The following is a 19,761-nucleotide window of genomic DNA, read 5'->3' as shown; positions in this document are numbered from 1 at the left end:
TGGAGCCAGGCCGTCACGCCCGCTGGTGCAGTCCGAGGTTCTCGTAGATCTCCAGCGATGCGGTCGAGTGGTTAAGAGTAATGAAGTGGAGCCCGGGAATGTCCTCCGCCAGCAGACGGCGGCACATATCGGTGGCGAACTCGATGCCGATCGCCCGTACCGCGGCGGGGTCGTCCTGCACCGCGAGGATGCGTTCTGCCAGGTCCGGGGGGAACGGGGAGTTGCCGAGCTGGGAGAAGCGCTCGATCTGCCGCACATTGGTGACGGGCATCACCTCGGGGATGATCGGGGTGCTGCAGCCCGCCGCGTCGACCCGGTCGCGCAGCCGCAGGTAGTCCTCCGCGTCGAAGAACATCTGGGTGATGGCGAAGTCGGCGCCCGCGCGGCACTTGTCGAGGAAGTGCCGGGTGTCGGTGGCCGGGTCGGTGGAGCGCGGGTGCATCTCGGTGAACGCCGCGACGCCCACGCAGAAGTCGCCCGACTCCTTGATCAGCCGCACCAGCTCGGCGGCGTAGGTGAGGCCCTGCGGGTGCGGGATCCACTCGCCCATCGGGTCGCCGGGCGGGTCGCCGCGCACGGCCAGCATGTTGCGGATACCGGCGTCGGCGTACTGCCCGATGATGTTGCGCAGCTCCGCGACCGAGTGGTTGACCGCGGTCAGATGGGCGCAGGGGGTGAGTGTGGTGTCCGAGACGATCCGGTCGGTGGCCCGGACGGTGCCCTCGCGGGACGAGCCGCCCGCGCCGTAGGTCACCGAGACGAAGGTCGGCCCGACCGCCTCGATCCGGCGGATGGCGTTCCACAGCGTCCGCTCGCCCTTCTCGGTGCGGGGCGCGGCGAACTCGAACGAGTAGGAGCGTCCGCCGCCCGCGAGGAGCTCACGGATGGTGGTCGCTCGGTCTGTTCGTGTGGATGAAGTCCCCAGGGCCATGAATGCAGGCTAACCGTGGTCGGCGACGGTGCGTAACCGGGAGGGCGGATATGCCCGGCTACGTCCATTTCCCGTCCATCTGCTGGACATCCCGGGTCCTTCCGGGACCGGACGCCGCCGGGGCGGTGTCCGGCCTGGTCACCCGGCGTAGGACCGTACGATCTTCGCCAGCTCGGCGGCCGCGGCGGCCGGATCGGCCGCTTCGGTGATCGCCCTGACCACCACGACCCGGCGGGCGCCCGCGTCCAGCACCTCGCGGACGTTGCCCAGGTCGATGCCGCCGATGGCGAACCAGGGGCGGTCGGTGCCGAGCGCGGCGGCGTACCGCACCAGGCCGAGGCCGGGCGCGGGGCGGCCCGGCTTGGTCGGGGTGGGCCACACCGGGCCGGTGCAGAAGTAGTCCGCGCCGGGCTCGGTGGAGGCGGCGGCCGCCTCCGGCTCGGCATGGCAGGACCGGCCGATGACCACGTCGTCGCCGAGGATGGCGCGGGCGGCGGGCACCGGCAGGTCGCCCTGCCCCAGGTGGAGGATGTCCGCGCCGGCCGCGTGCGCCACGTCGGCCCGGTCGTTGACCGCGAGCAGCCGCCCGTGCCTGCGGCAGGCGTCGGCCAGCACCGAGAGCGCGGCGAGCTCCGCCGCGGCCTCGATGCCCTTGTGTCGCAGCTGGATCACGTCCACCCCGCCGGAGAGCGCCGCGTCGGCGAACTCGGCGAGGTCGCCGCGCTCGGTGCGGGCGTCGGTGCACAGATACAGCCGGGCGTCGGCGAACTGCTCGCGGGCGGTGGTCATACGGTCTGCTCCCCCTTGTCAGGCCACACGGCCGCCGTGCGGTGCGGCCGGTCCGGACCCTACCCCGGTCCGGACCGGTACGGCTCGGCGCGGGTGACGACCGCGCCCGCTCCCTGTCGCGGGCGAGGTCGTCACACGGCGAGGGCCTGCGCGCGGCGCTTCACCTCGGTCCCGCGGTTCTCGCGCAGCGCCTGGGCGGGCGTGCCCGGGAGGCTCTCGTCCGGGGTGAAGAGCCACTCCAGGGCCTCCTCGTCCGAGAACCCGTCGTCCTTGAGGACGGTCAGGGTGCCGGACAGGCCCTTGGTGATCGCCCCGTCGCCGACGAAGTCGGCGGGGACCATCAGGACCTTGTTCTCCCCGCGGCGGACCGCGAGGAGCTGGCCTTCCTTGATGAGGGGGCGGATCCGGGTGATGTCGAGCCCGAGCCGCTCGGCGACCTCCGGGAGCGTCAGCCACGAAGGGACAAGGGCGTCAATACGTGCGTCAACCGACGAGAAAACAGTCACAGGACAAGGGTGCCACCCGCCACCGACAACCGCTGCGGTGCCGCCGCCGTCCGTGCTCCGGCGCGCCGGGGCCGCGGGCGGCGGCAGCACCGGGCCGCACAGGGGTCAGCGCACGGCGAACTTGAGCTGTACGGCGGGGTCCGCGGCCATTTCCGGGTCCACCACGGCCGAGCGGGTGATCAGCTTGCGGCCCTGCGCCAGGTCACGCGGGCGGTCGACGACCAGGACGGCGACCAGCACGCCGTCACGCAGCCAGCACACCGTCCAGGCCGCGGTGGCCGGGTCGCCGCGCAGCAGCATGGTGTCGGCGGTCGTGTGGTGCCCGGCGTACTGCACGAAGCGGCCGAACTGCTCCGACCAGAAGTACGGCACCGGGTCGTACCGCTCGTCCCCGCCCAGCATGTTGGCGGCCGCGGTCCGCGGGCCCTGCACCGCGTTGTCCCAGTGGTGCACCAGCAGCCGCTCGCCGTAGCGGGCGGAGGGGAAGGACGCGCAGTCGCCGACGGCGAAGACGCCGGGGGCGGTGGCGTGCAACCCTTGATCGGCCAGGACGGCGCCGTCCGGCCCCAGCTCGACCCCGGAGCCGCCCAGCCAGCCGGTGGCGGGCCGGGCGCCGATACCGACCACGACGGCGGCGGCGGGCAGCCGGGAGCCGTCGGCCAGCAGCACCGCGCCCGCTTCCACCGCGGCCACCGGTGTACCGGTGCGCAGCTCCACCCCGGCCTCGGCGTACCAGCTCCGCATGTGCGCGGTGATCTCCGCGGGCAGCGCCGCGGCGAGCGGCCGGTCCGCGGCCTCCACGACGGTGACGGCGCAGCCGGCCTTCCGGGCGGCGGTGGCGAACTCGGCGCCGATCCAGCCCGCGCCGACCACCACCACGTCCCGCCGGGCGTCGAGCACCGGCCGCAGCGCGGCGGCGTCGTCGAGGGTGCGCAGCAGATGGACGCCGGTCAGTCCGGCGGTGCCCGGCAGCGCGACCGGGTAGGCGCCGGTGGCCAGCACCAGCCGGTCGTACCGCAGCGCGCCCACGTCGGTGACCAGCTCACGGGCGTCGGTGCGCAGCGCCTGGGCGCGCACCCCGAGCCGCAGGTCGACGTCGAGGGCGTCGAAGTCGACATCGAAGCGGACGTCGAGCGGTTCGCCGCCGACCGTGCCCAGCAGCACTTCCTTGGACAGCGGCGGGCGGTCGTACGGCGGGTGCGGCTCGTCCCCGAGCAGCGTGATCTCCCCGCGCCAGCCCTGCTCCCGCAGGGACACCGCCGTCTGCACCCCGGCCATCCCGGCCCCGACGATCACCGCGCTCAGCTCGCTCACCGGATCACGTTAACGCGCCTGTCAGGTGACATGGCGTCAGACGGGCGAGAAGCGGCCGAGAACCGCCGCCCCCCGCACTCGCCCTTAACCGCGCCCGCGCAACGGGGATAGGGTGGCCGGGCCAGAGAACTCGCGGGAGCCCGGACGCACCGGGCTGAGAGGGCGGCTGACCGGCCGCCGACCGTACGAACCTGATCCGGGTCATGCCGGCGAAGGGAGGAGCGGTACATCCATGCATACATCTCGGAGCAGCGGCTTCGACGTGCTCGTGGTGGGCGGCGGGATCATCGGTCTGGTGACCGCGTGGCGGGCGGCCCAGCGGGGCCTGCGCACCGCCGTCGCGGATCCCGAGCCCGGCGGCGGGGCGGCGCGGGTGGCGGCGGGCATGCTGGCCGCCGTCACGGAGCTGCAGTACGGCGAGCAAACGCTGCTGGACCTCAATCTCGCCTCGGCCCGGCGCTATCCGGACTTCGCGGCCGAGCTGACCGACGCCACCGGACTGGACCTGGGCTACCGGGCGTGCGGCACGCTCGCCGTGGCACTGGACGCCGACGACCGGGCCCACCTGCGTGACCTGCACGCCTTCCAGATCTCGCTCGGCCTCAGCTCGGAGTGGCTCAGCGGCCGGGACTGCCGCCGCCTGGAGCCGCTGCTGGCACCGGGGGTACGCGGCGGGCTGCGGGTGGACGGCGACCACCAGGTGGATCCGCGGCGGCTCGCCACCGCGCTGCTGCGGGCCGCGGAACTGGCCGGGGTGACCCTGCTGCGCTCCGCGGCGGCCCGGATCGAGACGGCGGGCGGCCGGGCGGCCGGCGCGCTGCTCGACGACGGCACCGCGGTCCACGCGGACCGCACGGTGCTGGCCGCGGGCAGCCTCAGCGGGCGCACCCCCGGGGTGCCGGAGGAGGTGCTGCCGCCGATCCGGCCGGTGAAGGGCCAGATCCTGCGGCTGCGGATCCCGCCCGGCCATGCGCCGTTCCTGTCCCGTACGGTCCGGGCGGTGGTCCGCGGCAGCCATGTCTACCTGGTGCCGCGGGAGAACGGCGAGCTGGTGCTCGGCGCGACCAGCGAGGAGTTCGGCTGGGACACCACGGTCACCGCGGGCGGCGTCTACGAACTGCTGCGGGACGCCCACGAGCTGGTGCCGGGCATCACCGAACTCCCGCTCACCGAGACCCTCGCGGGCCTGCGCCCCGCCTCCCCCGACAACGCCCCGCTGCTGGGCCGCACCGCGCTCGACGGCCTGCTGCTGGCCACCGGCCACCACCGCAACGGCGTGCTGCTCACCCCGGTGACCGGCGACATCATGGGCGAACTCCTCAGCACCGGCGAACTGCCCGGCTACGCCCTGCCCTTCACCGCCGAGCGCTTCGCCCACGTCCCCGCACGGCAGGAGCAGACGGCATGACGATCACCGTCCTCGTCAACGGCGAACAGCACGCACTGCCCGGCCCGGTCGCCCTCGACGCGGTGGTGGCCGCCCTCACCACCGCCCCCTCGGGCGTCGCCGCCGCCCTCAACGAGACCGTCGTCCCCCGCACCCGCTGGAGCGCCACCCCGGTCGCCGACGGCGACCGGGTGGAGATCCTGACGGCCGTCCAGGGAGGTTGAGCGATGACCACGAGTACGAGCACGACCGCACTTGACGACCCTCTGGTCATCGGCGGCGCCGTCTTCTCGTCGCGGCTCATCATGGGGACCGGCGGCGCGCCCAGCCTCGACGTGCTGGAGCAGGCGCTGCTCGCGTCGGGCACCGAGCTGACGACGGTCGCGATGCGGCGGCTGGATCCGACGACCAAGGGCTCGGTGCTCTCCGTGCTGGCCGCGCACGGCATCCGGGTGCTGCCGAACACGGCGGGCTGCTTCACCGCGGGCGAGGCGGTGCTGACCGCGCGGCTGGCCAGGGAGGCGCTGGGCACCGACTGGGTCAAGCTCGAAGTCATCGCCGACGAGCGGACGTTGCTGCCCGACCCGGTCGAACTCCTCGACGCGGCGGAGACGCTGGTCGACGACGGCTTCACCGTACTGCCGTACACCAGCGACGACCCGGTGCTGGCACGGAAGCTGGAGGACGTCGGCTGCGCGGCGATCATGCCGCTGGGCTCGCCGATCGGCTCGGGTCTCGGCATCCGCAACCCGCACAACTTCCAGCTCATCACCGAGCGGGCGGGGGTGCCGGTCATCCTCGACGCGGGCGCGGGCACCGCCTCCGACGCGGCCCTGGCGATGGAACTCGGCTGCGCCGCGGTGATGCTGGCCTCCGCGGTGACCCGCGCCCAGCACCCGGTGGTGATGGCGGAGGCGATGCGGCACGCGGTCACCGCCGGGCGGCTGGCCCACCGCGCGGGGCGCATCCCGCGCCGCCACCACGCCCTGGCGTCCTCCCCTTCCGAAGGAGCCGCGTACCTGGACCCGGAAAGGCCCGCTTTCCGGTGATCCGCCGTGCCGATACGGCCCGCTCGGTTACGGTTTGGTTCCGTTAGGCCACAGCCGCGCCACAGTCCGGGCGCGTACCGCCGGACGGGTCATGGGTGCCTCGTAGAATCGGCGACCGTGGACACGACCGTGCAGGACCCGCTCGTCGGGCAGACGCTCGACAACCGATACCGGGTCGAGGCGCGCATCGCCGTCGGGGGGATGGCCACGGTCTACCGGGCCGTGGACACCCGGCTGGACCGGGTGCTCGCCCTCAAGGTGATGCACCCGGCCCTCGCCTCGGACACCGCTTTCGTGGAGCGCTTCATCCGCGAGGCGAAGTCCGTGGCCAAGCTGGCGCACCCGAACGTCGTCGCGATGTTCGACCAGGGCACCGACGGCACCTATGTGTACCTCGCCATGGAGTATGTGGCGGGCTGCACCCTGCGCGACGTCCTGCGCGAGCGGGGCGCGCTGCAGCCCAGGGCCGCCCTGGACATCCTGGAGCCGGTGCTGGCGGCGCTCGGCGCCGCGCACCGCGCCGGGCTGATCCACCGCGACATGAAGCCGGAGAACGTCCTCATCGGCGACGACGGCCGGGTGAAGGTCGCCGACTTCGGCCTGGTCCGGGCGGTGGACACGCAGACCAGCGCCGAGACGGGCTCGCTGCTGGGCACCGTGTCGTACCTGGCGCCCGAGCAGATCGGGCACGGCACGGTCGACCAGCGCACCGACGTCTACGCCTGCGGCATGGTCTTCTACGAGATGCTGACCGGCCGCAAGCCGTACGACGGCGCCACTCCCGTACAGGTGATGTTCCAGCACATCCACGAGGACGTGCCCCCGCCGTCGGCCGCCGTCGCGGGGATCGCGCCGGGTCTCGACGCGGTGGTCGCCCGGGCCACCGCCCGCGACCCGCGGGGCAGGCCGGACGACGCCGTCCAACTGCTGGCCGAGGTGCGGGACGCGCGCGCCGGGCTGACCGTGGAGCAGCTCGACAGCGAGCCGTCGCCGGCCGAGCCCGCGGACACCATCGGCGCGCTGACCGGCGCCGGTTCCGAGGACCCGACCAGTGTCGTACGGCGCCCGGTGACGGCGATCGCGGAGCCGGTGCCCGCGGGTGACCCGCTGAACCGGACGAGCAGGCTGATGCTGCCGCCGCCGCTGCCGGACGAGCCGCCGCCGTCGCCGCCGGGACGCGGCAGCCGCCGTCGCCGGGAGGCGGGCGGCCCGAGCCGCCGCGGGCCGCTGGCCGTGCTGCTGGTGCTGCTCGCGCTCGCCGGCATCGGCGCGGGCGTCTGGTACGTCAGCGACGGGCAGTTCACCAAGGTGCCCGGCGTCCTGGCGCTGCCGCAGGCCGACGCGCAGAAGAAGCTCGACTCGGCGGGACTGCGTACCAAGGTGGCCAAGGACTTCTCGCTCACCGTGCCGCGCGGCCAGGTGATCTCCACCGACCCCGCCCCCGGTGAGCGGGTCCGCAGCAACGGCACGGTCACCCTGACCGTCTCCCGCGGCCCGCAGCGGGTACGGGTGCCGGACGTGCACGGCAGGGCGCTGTCCCTGGCCCAGCAGGAGCTGAAGGACGCCGGTCTGGTGCCGGGCAACGTCCAGCAGGCGTTCTCCAGCGAGGTGCCCAAGGGCCAGGTGATCTCGACCGACCCGGCGGGCGGCACCGAGCGCGCGCCGGACAGCGCGGTCGCGCTCACCGTCTCGCGCGGCGCGCCGGTCGAGGTGCCGGACGTGATCGGCGACTCGGTCACCGACGCCCAGCAGGCACTGCAGGACGCGGGTCTGGTGGTGGTGCTGGCGCCGGACAAGGTCTTCTCCGACGAGGCGGACAAGGACACCGTCGCGCTGGAGTCCCCCGACAAGGGCACCCAGGCCGGGACCGGCGACACCGTGACGATCACCGTCTCCAAGGGGCAGCAGGTCTTCGACGTGCCCGACGTGAAGGGCAAGAGCTCGGGCGACGCCAAGCAGATCCTGCAGGCGGCCGGGTTCGAGGTACGGGTGATCAACCTGTTCTTCGGCGACACCGTCTTCAGCCAGTCGCCGGACGGCGGCGGCCAGGCGCCGAAGGGCGCCACGATCACGCTCTGGGTGCGCTGACCGGATGCCCGACCCGCACCACACGGGCCCGCACCCGTCCGGCCCGCACCTGTCAGGCCCGCGCAACCCCGTCGGCAGCCATGTGCCGGTGGCCGGTGGTCTGGCCGCCACCGGCCTCGGCTACGCGGCGCGGATCGGCGCCGAGACCGTCCAGGTCTTCGCCGCCAATCCGCGCGGCTGGGCGACGCCGCCGGGAAACCCGGCACAGGACGAGGAGTTCCGGGCACGCTGCGCGGAACTGGCCATCCCGAGCTACGTCCACGCGCCGTATCTGATCAACTTCGGCTCGCACACCGAGGCCACCGTGGACCGCTCGGTGGACTCGCTGCGGCACTCGCTGCGCCGGGCGCGGGCGATCGGCGCGCTGGGCGTGGTGGTGCACACCGGCTCGGCGACCGGTGGGCGGCCGCGCTCGGAGGCGCTGGCGCAGGTACGGGAGCGGATGCGGCCGCTGCTGGACGAGCTGACGCACGACGACGACCCGTGGCTGCTGCTGGAGCCGACGGCGGGCCAGGGCTTCTCGCTGTGCTCGCTGGCCGAGGACCTGGGCCCGTACATGGACGCGCTCGACCGCCACCCGCGGCTGGGCGTCTGCCTGGACACCTGCCACGCCTTCGCCGCCGGGCACGACATGGCGGCGCCCGGCGGCATGGACGCGCTGCTGGACGAGCTGACGGCGACGGCAGGCGACGGGCGGCTGCGGCTGGTGCACGCCAACGACAGCAAGGACGTGTGCGGCGCGCGCAAGGACCGGCATGTGAACATCGGCGCCGGGCATCTGGGCGCCGAGCCGTTCCGCGCGCTGCTGCGGCACCCCTCGACCCAGGGCGTGCCGCTGGTCATCGAGACCCCCGGCGGCCCCGAGGGGCACGCCACGGACGTGAAACTCCTCCAGGACATGCGCGACGGGGAATACCCCCCGGGGGTATGTGGTTAACCCTCCTGCAAGGCACTGCGGCCTTCCCAGGACGGGGGACACGAGATGAGTTACGAACACACCGCGCCCGAGCACACGGCTCACGAACACGGCGCGCACGGGCACCAGCACGGCGCCCATGACCACACGGGCCACGGGCAGCACACCGCCCACGGCTCCACCTGGACGATGGCCGCGCTGGCCACCCTGCACTGCCTCACCGGGTGCGCCATCGGCGAGGTGCTCGGCATGCTGATCGGCACCGCGTTCGGCTGGGGGAACCTGGCCACCATGGTGCTGGCGATCGTGCTGGCCTTCGTCTTCGGCTACTCGCTCACCATGCGCGGTGTCCTGCGGGCCGGTCTCGACCTGCGGGCCGCGTTCGGGGTGGCGCTGGCCGCCGACACCGTCTCGATCATCTTCATGGAGCTGGCCGACAACGGCACGATCCTGGTCTTCCCCGGCGCCATGGACGCGACGCTGTCCGACGCCCTGTTCTGGGTGAGCCTGGCGCTCTCCTTCGTGGTGGCCTTCTCGGTCACCACGCCGGTCAACAAGTGGCTGATCGGCCGCGGCAAGGGCCACGCGGTGGTGCACCAGTTCCACTGACGAGGCCGCGGCGGGGACGAGGACAGGGCCGGGCGGCGGCCCGGGGCGCTACAGCTCCGGGCCGTCGCCCGGCTCCTCCTGGTAGGAGTAGCGCTGTTCGGTCCAGGGGTCGCCGATGTTGTGGTAGCCGCGCTCCTCCCAGAAGCCGCGGCGGTCGGCGGTCATGTACTCCACGCCGCGCACCCACTTGGGGCCCTTCCAGGCGTAGAGCCGGGGGACGACGAAGCGCACCGGGAAGCCGTGCTCGACGGTGAGGGGTTCACCGCCCTTGTGGGTGGCGAAAATCGACTTGTCGTCGAGGAAGTCCTCGATCCGCAGATTGGAGCTGAAGCCGTACTCGGCCCAGACCATGACATGCGTGACGTCGGGCGCGGGCGGCGCGAGCTTCAGCACGGTCGCGGCGGACACCCCGCCCCACTCGATGCCGAGCATCGAGAACTTGGTGACGCAGTGGAAGTCGGCGATGACCGTGGCGTACGGCAGGGCCGAGAACTCCTCGTGGTTCCAGCAGGTCATCCCGCCGTCGGCGGTGGCCCCGAAGACCCGGAACTCCCAGCGGTCCGGCTTGAAGCGCGGCACGGGACCGTAGTGCGTGACCGGCCAGCCCCGCTGAATCCGCTGCCCCGGGGGAAGCTCCCCCATGCGGTGCTCGGACTGACCCATGAGTCCATGGTGACAGACCGGACGTGGTGCTTCTGACCCCGCTCACCCCATTCCGGACAAGCCGGACAACAGAACGTAAGCCTCCGCTTACTGGATCGCGCGGGGCCCCGGTGCGAGGATGCGCCCATTGTGTCGGTCCGATTGGGAAGGCGGCGTTGCCATGCAGGGCGACCCCGAGGTCATCGAGTTCCTCAACGAACAGCTGACCGCTGAACTGACGGCGATCAACCAGTACTTCCTGCACGCGAAGATGCAGGAGAACTTCGGCTGGGTGAAGCTCGCCAAGTACACCCGGTCGGAGTCGTTCGACGAGATGAAGCACGCGGAGATCCTGACCGACCGCATCCTCTTCCTGGACGGCCTGCCGAACTACCAGCGGCTCTTCCACGTCCGCGTCGGCCAGACGGTCACCGAGATGTTCCAGGCCGACCGTCAGGTGGAGGTCGAGGCGATCGACCGGCTGCGGCGCGGTGTCGAGGTCATGCGGAGCAAGGGCGACATCACCTCGGCCAACATCTTCGAGTCGATCCTCGCCGACGAGGAGCACCACATCGACTACCTGGACACGCAGCTCGAACTGATCGAGAAGCTGGGAGAGCCGCTCTACATCGCGCAGCTCATCGAGCAGCCCGAGTCCTGACCTCAGGCGGCCCGCGCGGCGGCCGGGGCCGCCGGATCGGCGGGGGCGGCGGGCTCCTCGGGGGCGGGTGCGGCGGACTGCATCGCGGTCACCGACGCGGTGACCGTCTCCGCCGCCGCCAGGGTGGGGGCGAGCCTGGTGCGCGTGGTGCACTCGGTGCCGCGCCCCAGCAGGCTCTGGATCCGCTTGACGCAGGAGCCGCAGTCGGTGCCCGCCTTGCAGGCGGAGGCTATCTGGCGGGGGGTGCAGCGGCCGTCGTCAGCGTGCTGCTTGACCTGCTGTTCGGTGATGCCGAAGCAGGAGCAGACGTACACGCGGGTCACCACCGTTCCGGACCGGGCGGGAGCCCCCTGACGGGTGGCCCCTCTGTGCTGAGGTAATCCTTACCTTACCCGGCGGCGTGAGCGGAGAAAAGCGGCGAGGGGCGCGGATCGGTGTGATCCGCGCCCCTCGCCGTGCCGCTCGTGGCCCTACTGGCCCCGGTACATCTCCGCCACCAGGAACGCCAGGTCCAGCGACTGGCTGCGGTTCAGCCGGGGGTCGCAGGCCGTCTCGTAGCGCTGGTGCAGGTCGTCGACGAAGATCTCGTCGCCGCCGCCCACGCACTCGGTGACGTCGTCGCCGGTCAGCTCCACATGGATGCCGCCCGGGTGGGTGCCGAGGCCGTGGTGCACCTCGAAGAAGCCCTTGACCTCGTCGAGCACGTCGTCGAAGCGCCGCGTCTTGTGGCCGGAGGCCGCCTCGAAGGTGTTGCCGTGCATCGGGTCGCAGACCCAGGCGACCTGCGCGCCGGACGCGGTGACCTTCTCCACCAGCGTCGGCAGCTTGTCGCGCACCTTGTCCGCGCCCATCCGCACGATGAAGGTGAGCCGGCCGGGCTCGCGCTCCGGGTCGAGCCGCTCCACGTAGCTGAGCGCCTCCTCCGGCGTGGTGCCGGGGCCGAGCTTCACGCCCAGCGGGTTGCGGATCCGGGAGGCGAACTCGATGTGCGCCCCGTCGAGCTGCCGGGTGCGCTCGCCGATCCACACCATGTGGCCGGACACGTCGTACAGGTGCCCGGTGCGCGAGTCGGTACGGGTCAGCGCCGTCTCGTAGTCCAGCAGCAGCGCCTCGTGGGAGGCGTAGAACTCGACCGTGCGGAACTCGGCCGGGTCGGTGCCGCACGCCTTCATGAAGTTCAGCGCGTTGTCGATCTCGCGGGCGAGCTGCTCGTAGCGCTGCCCGGACGGCGAGGACTTCACGAAGTCCTGGTTCCAGGCGTGCACCTGCCGCAGGTCCGCGTAGCCGCCGGTGGTGAAGGCGCGCACCAGGTTCAGCGTCGAGGCGGACGCGTGGTACATCCGCTTGAGCCGTTCGGGGTCCGGGATGCGGGCCTCTGGAGTGAATTCGAAGCCGTTGACGGAGTCGCCGCGGTAGGTCGGCAGAGTGACGCCGTCACGGGTCTCGGTGGGCTTGGAGCGCGGCTTGGAGTACTGCCCGGCGATCCGGCCGACCTTCACCACCGGCACCGAGGCCGCGTAGGTGAGCACCGCTCCCATCTGCAGGAGCGTCTTGAGCTTGTTGCGGATCTGGTCCGCGCCGACGGCGTCGAACGCCTCGGCGCAGTCGCCGCCCTGGAGCAGGAACGCCTCACCCTTGGCCACGGAGGCCAGCCGGTTGCGCAACTGGTCGCACTCGCCCGCGAAGACGAGCGGCGGATACGACGTGAGGTCCGCGACTACCTCGCGCAGAGCCTCGGCGTCGGGCCACTCCGGCTGCTGCGCCGCGGGAAGAGAGTGCCAGGTGTTGTCACCGGCGTGGATATCTGCGTTCACGGTCACGGATCCAACATTACGGGGTCATGTCGACCCGTTTTCGACCCGCCCAGTGGGTGAGACGTGCCGAGGTTCCGCCCAACCGTGAATTGGACTATGCCAACTGGTAGCCTCACGCGCGTTTCACTGGTGATCGCCAATCCCAGCGGTCACTTCCGGGGAGGGCGCGCGCGGATCCGCGTGCCGGAAGGCTAGAGGAACTGCGCGTGACAAGCAGACACCGCCGCAAGAAATCAGTGATCGCCTACGGAGCCGCCGGCCTCGCACTGGCCACCGCCGCCACCTACGGCACGATCGCGCTGGCGACGACGTCGTCGGGCGGCACGGGCGACGCCAAGAACGGCGGCGGGGCGTCCGCCACCGCCCTGCAGGACGACTTCTCGGCCGCGGCCGCCGAGTTCCAGGTGCCGAAGAACGTGCTGATGGCGGTCGCGTACCACCAGACGCTGTGGGACTCGCACGGCGGCCGGCCGAGCACCACCGGCAACTACAACGTGATGGGCCTCACGCAGGTCACGGCCGCCGACGTGGTGCAGCCGACCGCGGACCAGCGGCTCGCCGAGATGAACCTCAGCGGTGACCCGGCGGTCACCAAGCACTTCGACGCCGCCCGCGCCCTCAAGACCGCCGTGGCGAAGGTCGACACCTCCGACCCGCGGCTGCACACCCTGGACGCGGCGGCGAAGCTGATCGACGCCTCCGCCGACGAGGTGAAGAACGACGCGCGGCAGAGCGTGCGCGCGGGCGCCGCGCTGCTGGCGCAGTACGAGAAGGCGGCCGTCGGCTCGCTGCCCTCCGACGCGGGCCAGTGGTACGCGGGTGTCGCCCGCTACAGCCAGTCGCCGTCCGCCGCCGGGGCCGAGCAGTTCGCCCAGCGGGTCTTCGACTCGGTGCGGACCGGCGAGAGCCGGGTCACCGCGGAGGGCCAGGCCGTGACGCTGGCGGCCGACCCGTCGGTCACGCCCGTCAAGCCCGCGAAGGTGCCACTGGCGGCGACCACCACCGCGGCCCCCGCGACGACGGCGGCCACCCCCGCTCCTGAGTGCCCTGCCGTGCTGAAGTGCAACTTCGTCCCGGCCGCCTTCGGCCCGGACACGAGCAAGCCGCCGACCATCCTCGGGAACTACAACCCGGCGAACCGGGTGCCCGGGCCGCCCGCGGCGGGCGCGGAGGACATCCGCTACATCATCATCCACGACACCGAGGGCAGCTTCGCGGGAGCGATCCAGGAGTTCCAGAACGCCTCGGCCAGCGCCAGCGCCCACTACGTCATCGCCCAGGACGGCCGCGTGACGCAGATGGTGCAGACGAAGGACGAGTCCTGGCACGCGGCCAACAAGACGATCAACATGCACTCGATCGGCATCGAGCACGAGGGCTACGCCATCCAGGCGGGCTGGGTCGGCGAGCCGGAGTACGAGTCCTCGGCCACCCTGGTGAAGTCCCTGGCCGCCACGTACCACATCCCGCTGGACCGCGAGCACATCATCGGCCACGACGAGGTGCCCGGCGTCCTCGACGGCAACGTCAAGACGCAGCACTGGGACCCGGGACCGTACTTCGACTGGAACCACTACATGTCGCTGCTCGGCGCCCCCACCGGCGTCGGCAACGCGGGCGGCCCGGTGAAGACCGGTGAGCTGGTGCGGATCGTCCCGCCGTTCACCACGGACAACCAGCCGAAGATCACCAGTGCGGGCACCACGGAGCCGGCCCACCCGGCGAACTTCGTCTACCTGTACACCTCGCCCTCCACGACGGCGGCGCTGCCCACCGACCCCTACCTCGGCACTCCGGCCTGGAGCGACGGCTCCAACTGGTCGAACAAGCTGGTCGCGGGCGGCGAGTACGTGGTCGCCGGGGTGCAGACCGACTGGACGGCGATCTGGTACGGCGGCAAGAAGGTCTGGTTCCACAACCCGGGCGGCCAGTGGACCGCGCCGGTGACCGGCCAGATGGTGCTGACCCCGAAGTCGGGCACCATCCCGGTCTACGGGCGCGCCTACCCGGAACAGGCCGCGTACACCGGGACGAACGTGCCGGTGCAGACGGACAACGACACCTCGCTGACGAAGTACACCATCGCCGCGGGGCAGGCGTACGCGCAGGCCGGTCCCGAGGCCGCCGGCGACTACTACTACGGCGGAACGTACGCCGGTACCACGCCCGGCGACCGCACCCTGGTGAGCGGCAGCAGCAACGTCTTCTACCCGATCCGCTACAACCACCGGCTCGCCTGGGTGCGTGCCGGCGACGTACAGCAGATCGGCACCACGGCGCCGGACTCCGGGGCCACCCGGTACGACCTGCTCGGCCGGGACTCCTCGGGCGTGCTGTGGCAGTACCAGGGCACCGGCAGCGCCACGACGCCGTTCTACACCCGCTTCCGGGTGGGCGCGGGCTGGCAGGGCTACAACGCGGTGACCGCGATGACCGCGCTGCGGGCCGACGCGGTCGGCGACATGGTGGCCAGGGACACCTCGGGCTCGCTCTGGTACTACAAGGGCAGCGGGAAGCCGTCGGCGCCGTTCCAGGCGCGGGTGAAGGTCGGCGGGGGCTGGCAGATCTACAACAACCTGTCCGGCGTCCGGGACGTCACCGGGGACGGCAAGCCCGACCTGATCGCCCGGGACGCCTCCGGCGTGCTGTGGCTCTACCAGGGCACCGGCAGCACCACGGCGCCCTTCGCGGCGCGCCTTCGTATAGGAGGCGGCTGGCAGGGCTACAACACCCTCGTCAGCCTCGGTGACTTCACGGGGGACGGCAAGGCGGACCTGATGGCCAGGGACACCAGCGGGGCGCTGTACCTCTACTCGGGCACCGGCAGCGCCACGGCGCCGTTCGCGCCCCGGGTCAAGATCGGCACCGGGTGGCAGATCTACAACAGCATCGTCGGGGTGAGCGACCTCAGCGGTGACGGCAAGGGGGACCTGGTCGCCAGGGACACCAGCGGCAAGCTGTGGGTCTACAAGGGCACTGGCAGCGCCACCACGCCGTACTCGGCCAGGACCCAGGTCGGCACCGGATGGCAGATCTACAACGCACTCGTCTGACACACCACAGGCGTATGCGCTAGGGTCGGCGCCATGTTCGCGCAGACCCGCACCATGAACCAGAACTGGTGGTGGACCGTCCCTCCGGCGGCCCACTGATCGCGCGTACGAAACCTCGCGAAGGCCGCCCCCAGGGGCGGCCTTCGGCGTTTCCCGCCCGGCCGCCCCTTCCGACCACCCTTGGAAGGACCGCCGTGCATCTCACGCCCCAGCTCCTCGTCGAGCGTCTGCTCGCCCCCGGCTGCCCGCCGTTCGCCCTGCTGCACCGCAGGACGCCGGGCCATGCCGAGGACGTCGTCGAGGTCCTGATCGGACCGGTCGGCGCCGTCGGCCGGCTGACCGACATCCCGCTGCCGACCGGCGCCCCGGCCACCGGCACCGCCACCACCGACGCGCTCGCCCTGGTGCCGTTCCGGCAGATCCGCGAGCGCGGCTTCGACGTCCGCGACGACGGCACCCCGCTGGCCGTGCTGCGCCCCGAGGAGTCGTACGCGCTGCCGCTGGCCGATCTGCTGGCCGCGCTGCCCGACCGCGAGGTCACCGTCGAGGGCGGCGCGTTCGACGTGGACGACGACACCTACGCGGGCATCGTGGAGCGGGTGATCGAGGACGAGATCGGGCGCGGCGAGGGCGCCAACTTCGTGATCCGGCGCACCTTCCGGGGCGCGGTGCCGGGGTACGGCCCGGACGCCGCGCTGGCGCTGTTCGGGCGGCTGCTGCGCGGCGAGCGGGGCGCGTACTGGACCTTCGTGGTGCACACCCCGGAGCGGACGCTGGTCGGCGCCAGCCCCGAGGTGCATGTGCGGATGTCCGGGGGCACGGTCGTGATGAACCCGATCAGCGGCACGTACCGCTACCCGGCCGAAGGGCCGTCGGCCGAGGGGCTGCTGGAGTTCCTGCACGACCCGAAGGAGGTGGAGGAGCTGACGATGGTCGTCGACGAGGAGCTGAAGATGATGTGCACCGTCGGCGACCTCGGCGGGGTGGTGGTCGGTCCGCGGCTCAAGGAGATGGCACACCTGGCGCACACCGAGTACGAGCTGCGCGGGCGCTCCACCATGGACGTGCGGGACGTGCTGCGCGAGACGATGTTCGCCGCCACGGTGACCGGCTCCCCGGTGCAGAACGCCTGCCGGGTCATCGAGCGCTACGAGCCCGCGGGGCCCGGCGGTTCGGGGCGCGGCTACTACGCGGGCGCGCTGGCGCTGCTCGGCCGGGACGCGGGCGGCGCGCAGACGCTGGACTCGCCGATCCTGATCCGTACGGCGGACATCTCGCCCGGCGGCGAGTTGAAGGTGCCGGTCGGCGCCACCCTGGTGCGGCACTCGGAGCCGCGCGCGGAGGTCGCCGAGACGCACGCCAAGGCGGCCGGTGTGCTGACCGCGCTGGGGGTGCGGCCCGCACCCGCGCGGCCGCCGGCCGGGCCGCGGCCGCGGCTCGCCGACGACATCCGGGTCCGGGCGGCGCTGGACGCGCGGCGCGGCAGCCTGGCGCCGTTCTGGCTGCGGATGCGGACCGAGCTGCCGCAGGCGCCGGACGGGCCGCTGGCGGGGCGGCACGCGCTGGTGGTCGACGGCGAGGACACCTTCACCGCGATGCTGGCGCACGTGCTGCGCTCGTCGGGGCTGGCGGTGACGGTGACCCGCTACGACGCCCCGGGGCTGCGGGAGACCGCACTCGGGCACCAGGGCCCCGTGGTGCTGGGCCCCGGCCCCGGCGACCCGTCGGACACCGCCGACCCCAAGATGCGGTTCCTGCGCAGGCTCGCCGCCGAACTGGTGGCCGGGCACCGGCACGGGCTGCTCGGGGTGTGCCTCGGCAACGAACTGCTCGCCGCCGAGCTGGGCCTGGACATCGTGCGCAAGACCGATCCCGCGCAGGGCGCGCAGGAGCGGATCGACTTCTTCGGCCGCGCGGAGACGGTCGGCTTCTACAACACCTTCACCGCGCGCTGCGACGACACCGCGGCGGAGGAACTGGCCATGCACCAGGTGGAGCTGAGCCGGGACCCGCTGACCGGGGACATCCACGCGATGCGCGGCCCCGGTTTCGCGGGCGTGCAGTTCCACCCGGAGTCGGTGCTGACCCTCAACGGCACCGCGCTCGCGGCGGAGCTGCTGGCGGGTGTGCTCACGCCGTCTCGCTGAACTGGGAGGCGTCCAGCACCGGCTCGGTGCGTACCGGCTCCGCCAGTACGGGGCCGATCAGCATCGTCACCGCGGCGATCATCGCGTACTCGTCGGCGGTGCCGTCGACCACGAGATCGGCCAGCGACCGGGAGGGGGCGACATGCGCGGCATGCCGCTCCCGCCCGGTCTGCAGGTAGTTGAGCAGGGACAGCCGGGGGTCCTGGCGCTGTACCTCGATCTTGCGGAGGATCTTGCGGGCCAGCCGGATGTCGTCGGGGGTGTCCACGTACACCCGCCAGGTGGCGCGGGCGGCCACCGCGGGCAGGGTGAGCGCGAACAGGCCCTCGACGACGACCAGCCGGTGCCTGCCGCTGCCCGCCATGGCGTCGACGGCGGCGCTCACCGCGCTCTCGTCGATGGACCCGGGATGGTTCCAGTCCAGCGTCTCGGCGCCGCTGGCGCTCAGCGTCCTGACCCCGCGCACGGGGTCGTGCGCGGGGACGTAGAAGTCGTCGAGATGGATGAGGCCGACGGCCTCGGGGTGGTGCAGCGCCAGCGCGTCGGCAAGGGTTGACTTGCCTGACGCGGTGCCGCCGGCGACCGCCAGTACGGGCGCCACGCGCCCGCTCGCCACACCCGTCATACCGGGCGCTCCTCATGTGCTCAAAGGGGGAAACGAAGCGGCCGGACCGGGGTTGGTCGATCGACCATTCCCTACCGGGTGGAGGGATGGTAGGTCGGGGAGATCGTTCGCGGCAAGCGCTGTCGGTCAAGGGGCTGCCAAGGGACGTTTCGGTGACGTGTCGGGGGTCGCCCGGTGTCAGCCGAAGAAGACGCCGGCTTCCTCGTAGAGCGACGGGTCGACCGTCTTGATGCGGGCGGTGGCGTCGCCGATCGGTACCCGGACGATGTCGGTGCCGCGCAGCGCGACCATCGTGCCGAAGTCCCCGTCGCGGACCGCGTCGATGGCGTGCAGGCCGAAGCGGGTGGCCAGCCAGCGGTCGAAGGCGCTGGGGGTGCCGCCGCGCTGGACATGGCCGAGAACGGTGGTCCGGGCCTCCTTGCCGGTGCGCTTCTCGATCTGGTCGGCCAGCCACTCCCCGACCCCGGAGAGTCGTACATGGCCGAAGGAGTCCAGCGTGCCGTCCTTGAGCACCATGTCGCCGTCGCGCGGCATCGCGCCCTCGGCGACCACCACGATCGGCGCGTAGCGGATCTTGAAGCGGCTCTCCACCCAGGCGCAGACCTGGTCGAGGTCGAAGCGCTGCTCCGGGATGAGGATCGCGTTGGCGCCGCCCGCGAGGCCGGAGTGCAGGGCTATCCAGCCCGCGTGGCGGCCCATGACCTCCACCACCAGGACCCGCATGTGGGACTCGGCGGTGGTGTGGAGGCGGTCGATGGCCTCGGTGGCGATGTTGACGGCGGTGTCGAAGCCGAAGGTGTAGTCGGTGGCGGACAGGTCGTTGTCGATGGTCTTGGGGACGCCGATGACGTTGACGCCGTGCTCCCGGTGGAGGGTGGCGGCCACACCGAGGGTGTCCTCGCCGCCGATCACGATGAGGGCGTCGACGCCCTCCTCCGCGAGGTGGCGCTGGACGCGTGCGACGCCGCCCTCGACCTTGAGCGGGTTGGTGCGCGAGGAGCCGAGTATGGTGCCGCCGCGGGGCAGGATGCCGCGGACGGCGGGGATGTCGAGCGGCACGGTGTCCCCCTCCAGGGGACCCCGCCAACCGTCCCTGAAGCCGGTGAAGTCGTACCCGTATTCCTGGACGCCTTTACGGACGATGCCACGGATGACCGCGTTGAGACCTGGGCAGTCACCGCCGCCGGTCAGAACTCCGACCCGCATGGTTTTCTCCCTTCGTCACAAGCA

At 72.3% G+C, this 19,761-nt stretch carries 18 protein-coding genes and 1 riboswitch; of the genes, 9 read left to right on the top strand and 9 right to left on the bottom strand.

All coding sequences use genetic code 11. The features are described from left to right. Nucleotides 1–13 precede the first annotated feature (13 nt). The 4 genes from metF to AB0M29_RS33160 form a co-directional block, all read right to left on the bottom strand. Entirely contained in the window at nt 14–931 is a 918-nt protein-coding gene (gene metF / locus AB0M29_RS33175; protein WP_365389523.1) for a methylenetetrahydrofolate reductase [NAD(P)H], read from the bottom strand. A 138-nt stretch (nt 932–1,069) separates the two neighbouring features. Next, complete coding sequence (gene thiE / locus AB0M29_RS33170; RefSeq protein WP_365389521.1) at nt 1,070–1,720, bottom strand: thiamine phosphate synthase; 651 nt, start codon at nt 1,718–1,720, stop codon at nt 1,070–1,072. A 131-nt stretch (nt 1,721–1,851) separates the two neighbouring features. Further along, complete coding sequence (locus AB0M29_RS33165) at nt 1,852–2,226, bottom strand: Rv2175c family DNA-binding protein (protein ID WP_365389519.1); 375 nt, start codon at nt 2,224–2,226, stop codon at nt 1,852–1,854. A 105-nt stretch (nt 2,227–2,331) separates the two neighbouring features. Then, complete coding sequence (locus AB0M29_RS33160) at nt 2,332–3,504, bottom strand: FAD-dependent oxidoreductase (RefSeq protein ID WP_365389557.1); 1,173 nt, start codon at nt 3,502–3,504, stop codon at nt 2,332–2,334. Nucleotides 3,505–3,662: 158 nt separating this feature from the next. Beyond that, a riboswitch (TPP riboswitch) is annotated at nt 3,663–3,776 on the top strand. On the opposite strand from AB0M29_RS33160, the gene thiO reads away from it, so the two are divergent. From thiO to AB0M29_RS33130, 6 genes are all read left to right on the top strand, one after another. Then, the gene (gene thiO, locus AB0M29_RS33155) at nt 3,773–4,948 is read left to right on the top strand and encodes a glycine oxidase ThiO (protein WP_365389517.1); all 1,176 of its coding nucleotides are present in this window, start codon (nt 3,773–3,775) and stop codon (nt 4,946–4,948) included. It overlaps the preceding riboswitch by 4 nt. After that, nucleotides 4,945–5,151: a sulfur carrier protein ThiS gene (gene thiS / locus AB0M29_RS33150; protein ID WP_365389514.1), complete on the top strand. Its 207-nt coding sequence runs from the start codon at nt 4,945–4,947 to the stop codon at nt 5,149–5,151. Before thiO ends, thiS begins: the two co-directional genes overlap by 4 nt. 3 nt (nt 5,152–5,154) lie before the next feature. Beyond that, nucleotides 5,155–5,976 (top strand): thiazole synthase, encoded by an 822-nt coding sequence (locus AB0M29_RS33145; RefSeq protein ID WP_365389512.1) that lies wholly within the window; start codon nt 5,155–5,157, stop codon nt 5,974–5,976. A gap of 117 nt (nt 5,977–6,093) precedes the next feature. Continuing rightward, nucleotides 6,094–8,064: a Stk1 family PASTA domain-containing Ser/Thr kinase gene (gene pknB / locus AB0M29_RS33140; protein ID WP_365389509.1), complete on the top strand. Its 1,971-nt coding sequence runs from the start codon at nt 6,094–6,096 to the stop codon at nt 8,062–8,064. Nucleotides 8,065–8,068: 4 nt separating this feature from the next. After that, the gene (locus AB0M29_RS33135; RefSeq protein ID WP_365389506.1) at nt 8,069–9,001 is read left to right on the top strand and encodes a deoxyribonuclease IV; all 933 of its coding nucleotides are present in this window, start codon (nt 8,069–8,071) and stop codon (nt 8,999–9,001) included. A 45-nt stretch (nt 9,002–9,046) separates the two neighbouring features. Next, nucleotides 9,047–9,589, top strand: a complete 543-nt coding sequence (locus AB0M29_RS33130; protein ID WP_365389504.1) for a DUF4396 domain-containing protein — start codon at nt 9,047–9,049, stop codon at nt 9,587–9,589. A gap of 48 nt (nt 9,590–9,637) precedes the next feature. Here the strand turns inward: AB0M29_RS33130 and AB0M29_RS33125 are convergent, their stop codons facing one another. After that, nucleotides 9,638–10,252, bottom strand: a complete 615-nt coding sequence (locus AB0M29_RS33125; RefSeq protein ID WP_365389501.1) for a sulfite oxidase-like oxidoreductase — start codon at nt 10,250–10,252, stop codon at nt 9,638–9,640. Between the two features lie 160 nt (nt 10,253–10,412). Between AB0M29_RS33125 and bfr the strand changes: the two genes are divergently transcribed. Further along, nucleotides 10,413–10,892: a bacterioferritin gene (gene bfr, locus AB0M29_RS33120; RefSeq protein ID WP_365389499.1), complete on the top strand. Its 480-nt coding sequence runs from the start codon at nt 10,413–10,415 to the stop codon at nt 10,890–10,892. Between the two features lie 2 nt (nt 10,893–10,894). On the opposite strand, the gene AB0M29_RS33115 is transcribed toward bfr, so the two are convergent. Beyond that, nucleotides 10,895–11,206, bottom strand: a complete 312-nt coding sequence (locus AB0M29_RS33115) for a (2Fe-2S)-binding protein (protein WP_365389555.1) — start codon at nt 11,204–11,206, stop codon at nt 10,895–10,897. A 156-nt stretch (nt 11,207–11,362) separates the two neighbouring features. Beyond that, complete coding sequence (locus AB0M29_RS33110; RefSeq protein WP_365389497.1) at nt 11,363–12,712, bottom strand: class II 3-deoxy-7-phosphoheptulonate synthase; 1,350 nt, start codon at nt 12,710–12,712, stop codon at nt 11,363–11,365. A 200-nt stretch (nt 12,713–12,912) separates the two neighbouring features. Here AB0M29_RS33110 and AB0M29_RS33105 point away from each other — a divergent pair, with 200 nt between their 5' ends. Together AB0M29_RS33105 and AB0M29_RS33100 are read left to right on the top strand one after the other, a co-directional pair. Next, nucleotides 12,913–15,759 (top strand): N-acetylmuramoyl-L-alanine amidase, encoded by a 2,847-nt coding sequence (locus tag AB0M29_RS33105; RefSeq protein ID WP_365389494.1) that lies wholly within the window; start codon nt 12,913–12,915, stop codon nt 15,757–15,759. Between the two features lie 194 nt (nt 15,760–15,953). Continuing rightward, nucleotides 15,954–17,906: an anthranilate synthase family protein gene (locus AB0M29_RS33100; RefSeq protein WP_365389491.1), complete on the top strand. Its 1,953-nt coding sequence runs from the start codon at nt 15,954–15,956 to the stop codon at nt 17,904–17,906. On the opposite strand, the gene AB0M29_RS33095 is transcribed toward AB0M29_RS33100, so the two are convergent. Together AB0M29_RS33095 and AB0M29_RS33090 are read right to left on the bottom strand one after the other, a co-directional pair. Continuing rightward, on the bottom strand, nt 17,890–18,531 hold the full coding sequence (locus AB0M29_RS33095) for a hypothetical protein (RefSeq protein WP_365389488.1): 642 nt from the start codon (nt 18,529–18,531) through the stop codon (nt 17,890–17,892). The genes AB0M29_RS33100 and AB0M29_RS33095 overlap by 17 nt on opposite strands. Before the next feature lie 177 nt (nt 18,532–18,708). Continuing rightward, the gene (locus tag AB0M29_RS33090; RefSeq protein ID WP_365389486.1) at nt 18,709–19,737 is read right to left on the bottom strand and encodes a 6-phosphofructokinase; all 1,029 of its coding nucleotides are present in this window, start codon (nt 19,735–19,737) and stop codon (nt 18,709–18,711) included. Nucleotides 19,738–19,761 lie beyond the last annotated feature (24 nt).

This window comes from Streptomyces sp. NPDC051976 (genome assembly GCF_040680795.1).
Classification (GTDB): Bacteria; Actinomycetota; Actinomycetes; order Streptomycetales; family Streptomycetaceae; genus Actinacidiphila.
This window is presented reverse-complemented; position numbering and strand designations above follow the sequence as displayed.

Excerpts from the sequence above, each read along its gene's own strand:
- thiE (WP_365389521.1), bottom strand. The coding sequence starts at position 1,720 with ATGACCACCGCCCGCGAGCAGTTCGCCGACGCCCGGCTGTATCTGTGC.
- AB0M29_RS33135 (WP_365389506.1), top strand. The coding sequence starts at position 8,069 with ATGCCCGACCCGCACCACACGGGCCCGCACCCGTCCGGCCCGCACCTG.
- AB0M29_RS33145 (WP_365389512.1), top strand. The coding sequence starts at position 5,155 with ATGACCACGAGTACGAGCACGACCGCACTTGACGACCCTCTGGTCATC.
- AB0M29_RS33160 (WP_365389557.1), bottom strand. The coding sequence starts at position 3,504 with ATGGCCGGGGTGCAGACGGCGGTGTCCCTGCGGGAGCAGGGCTGGCGC.
- AB0M29_RS33090 (WP_365389486.1), bottom strand. The coding sequence starts at position 19,737 with ATGCGGGTCGGAGTTCTGACCGGCGGCGGTGACTGCCCAGGTCTCAAC.
- AB0M29_RS33125 (WP_365389501.1), bottom strand. The coding sequence starts at position 10,252 with ATGGGTCAGTCCGAGCACCGCATGGGGGAGCTTCCCCCGGGGCAGCGG.
- metF (WP_365389523.1), bottom strand. The coding sequence starts at position 931 with ATGGCCCTGGGGACTTCATCCACACGAACAGACCGAGCGACCACCATC.
- AB0M29_RS33095 (WP_365389488.1), bottom strand. The coding sequence starts at position 18,531 with ATGACGGGTGTGGCGAGCGGGCGCGTGGCGCCCGTACTGGCGGTCGCC.
- AB0M29_RS33130 (WP_365389504.1), top strand. The coding sequence starts at position 9,047 with ATGAGTTACGAACACACCGCGCCCGAGCACACGGCTCACGAACACGGC.
- bfr (WP_365389499.1), top strand. The coding sequence starts at position 10,413 with ATGCAGGGCGACCCCGAGGTCATCGAGTTCCTCAACGAACAGCTGACC.
- thiS (WP_365389514.1), top strand. The coding sequence starts at position 4,945 with ATGACGATCACCGTCCTCGTCAACGGCGAACAGCACGCACTGCCCGGC.
- thiO (WP_365389517.1), top strand. The coding sequence starts at position 3,773 with ATGCATACATCTCGGAGCAGCGGCTTCGACGTGCTCGTGGTGGGCGGC.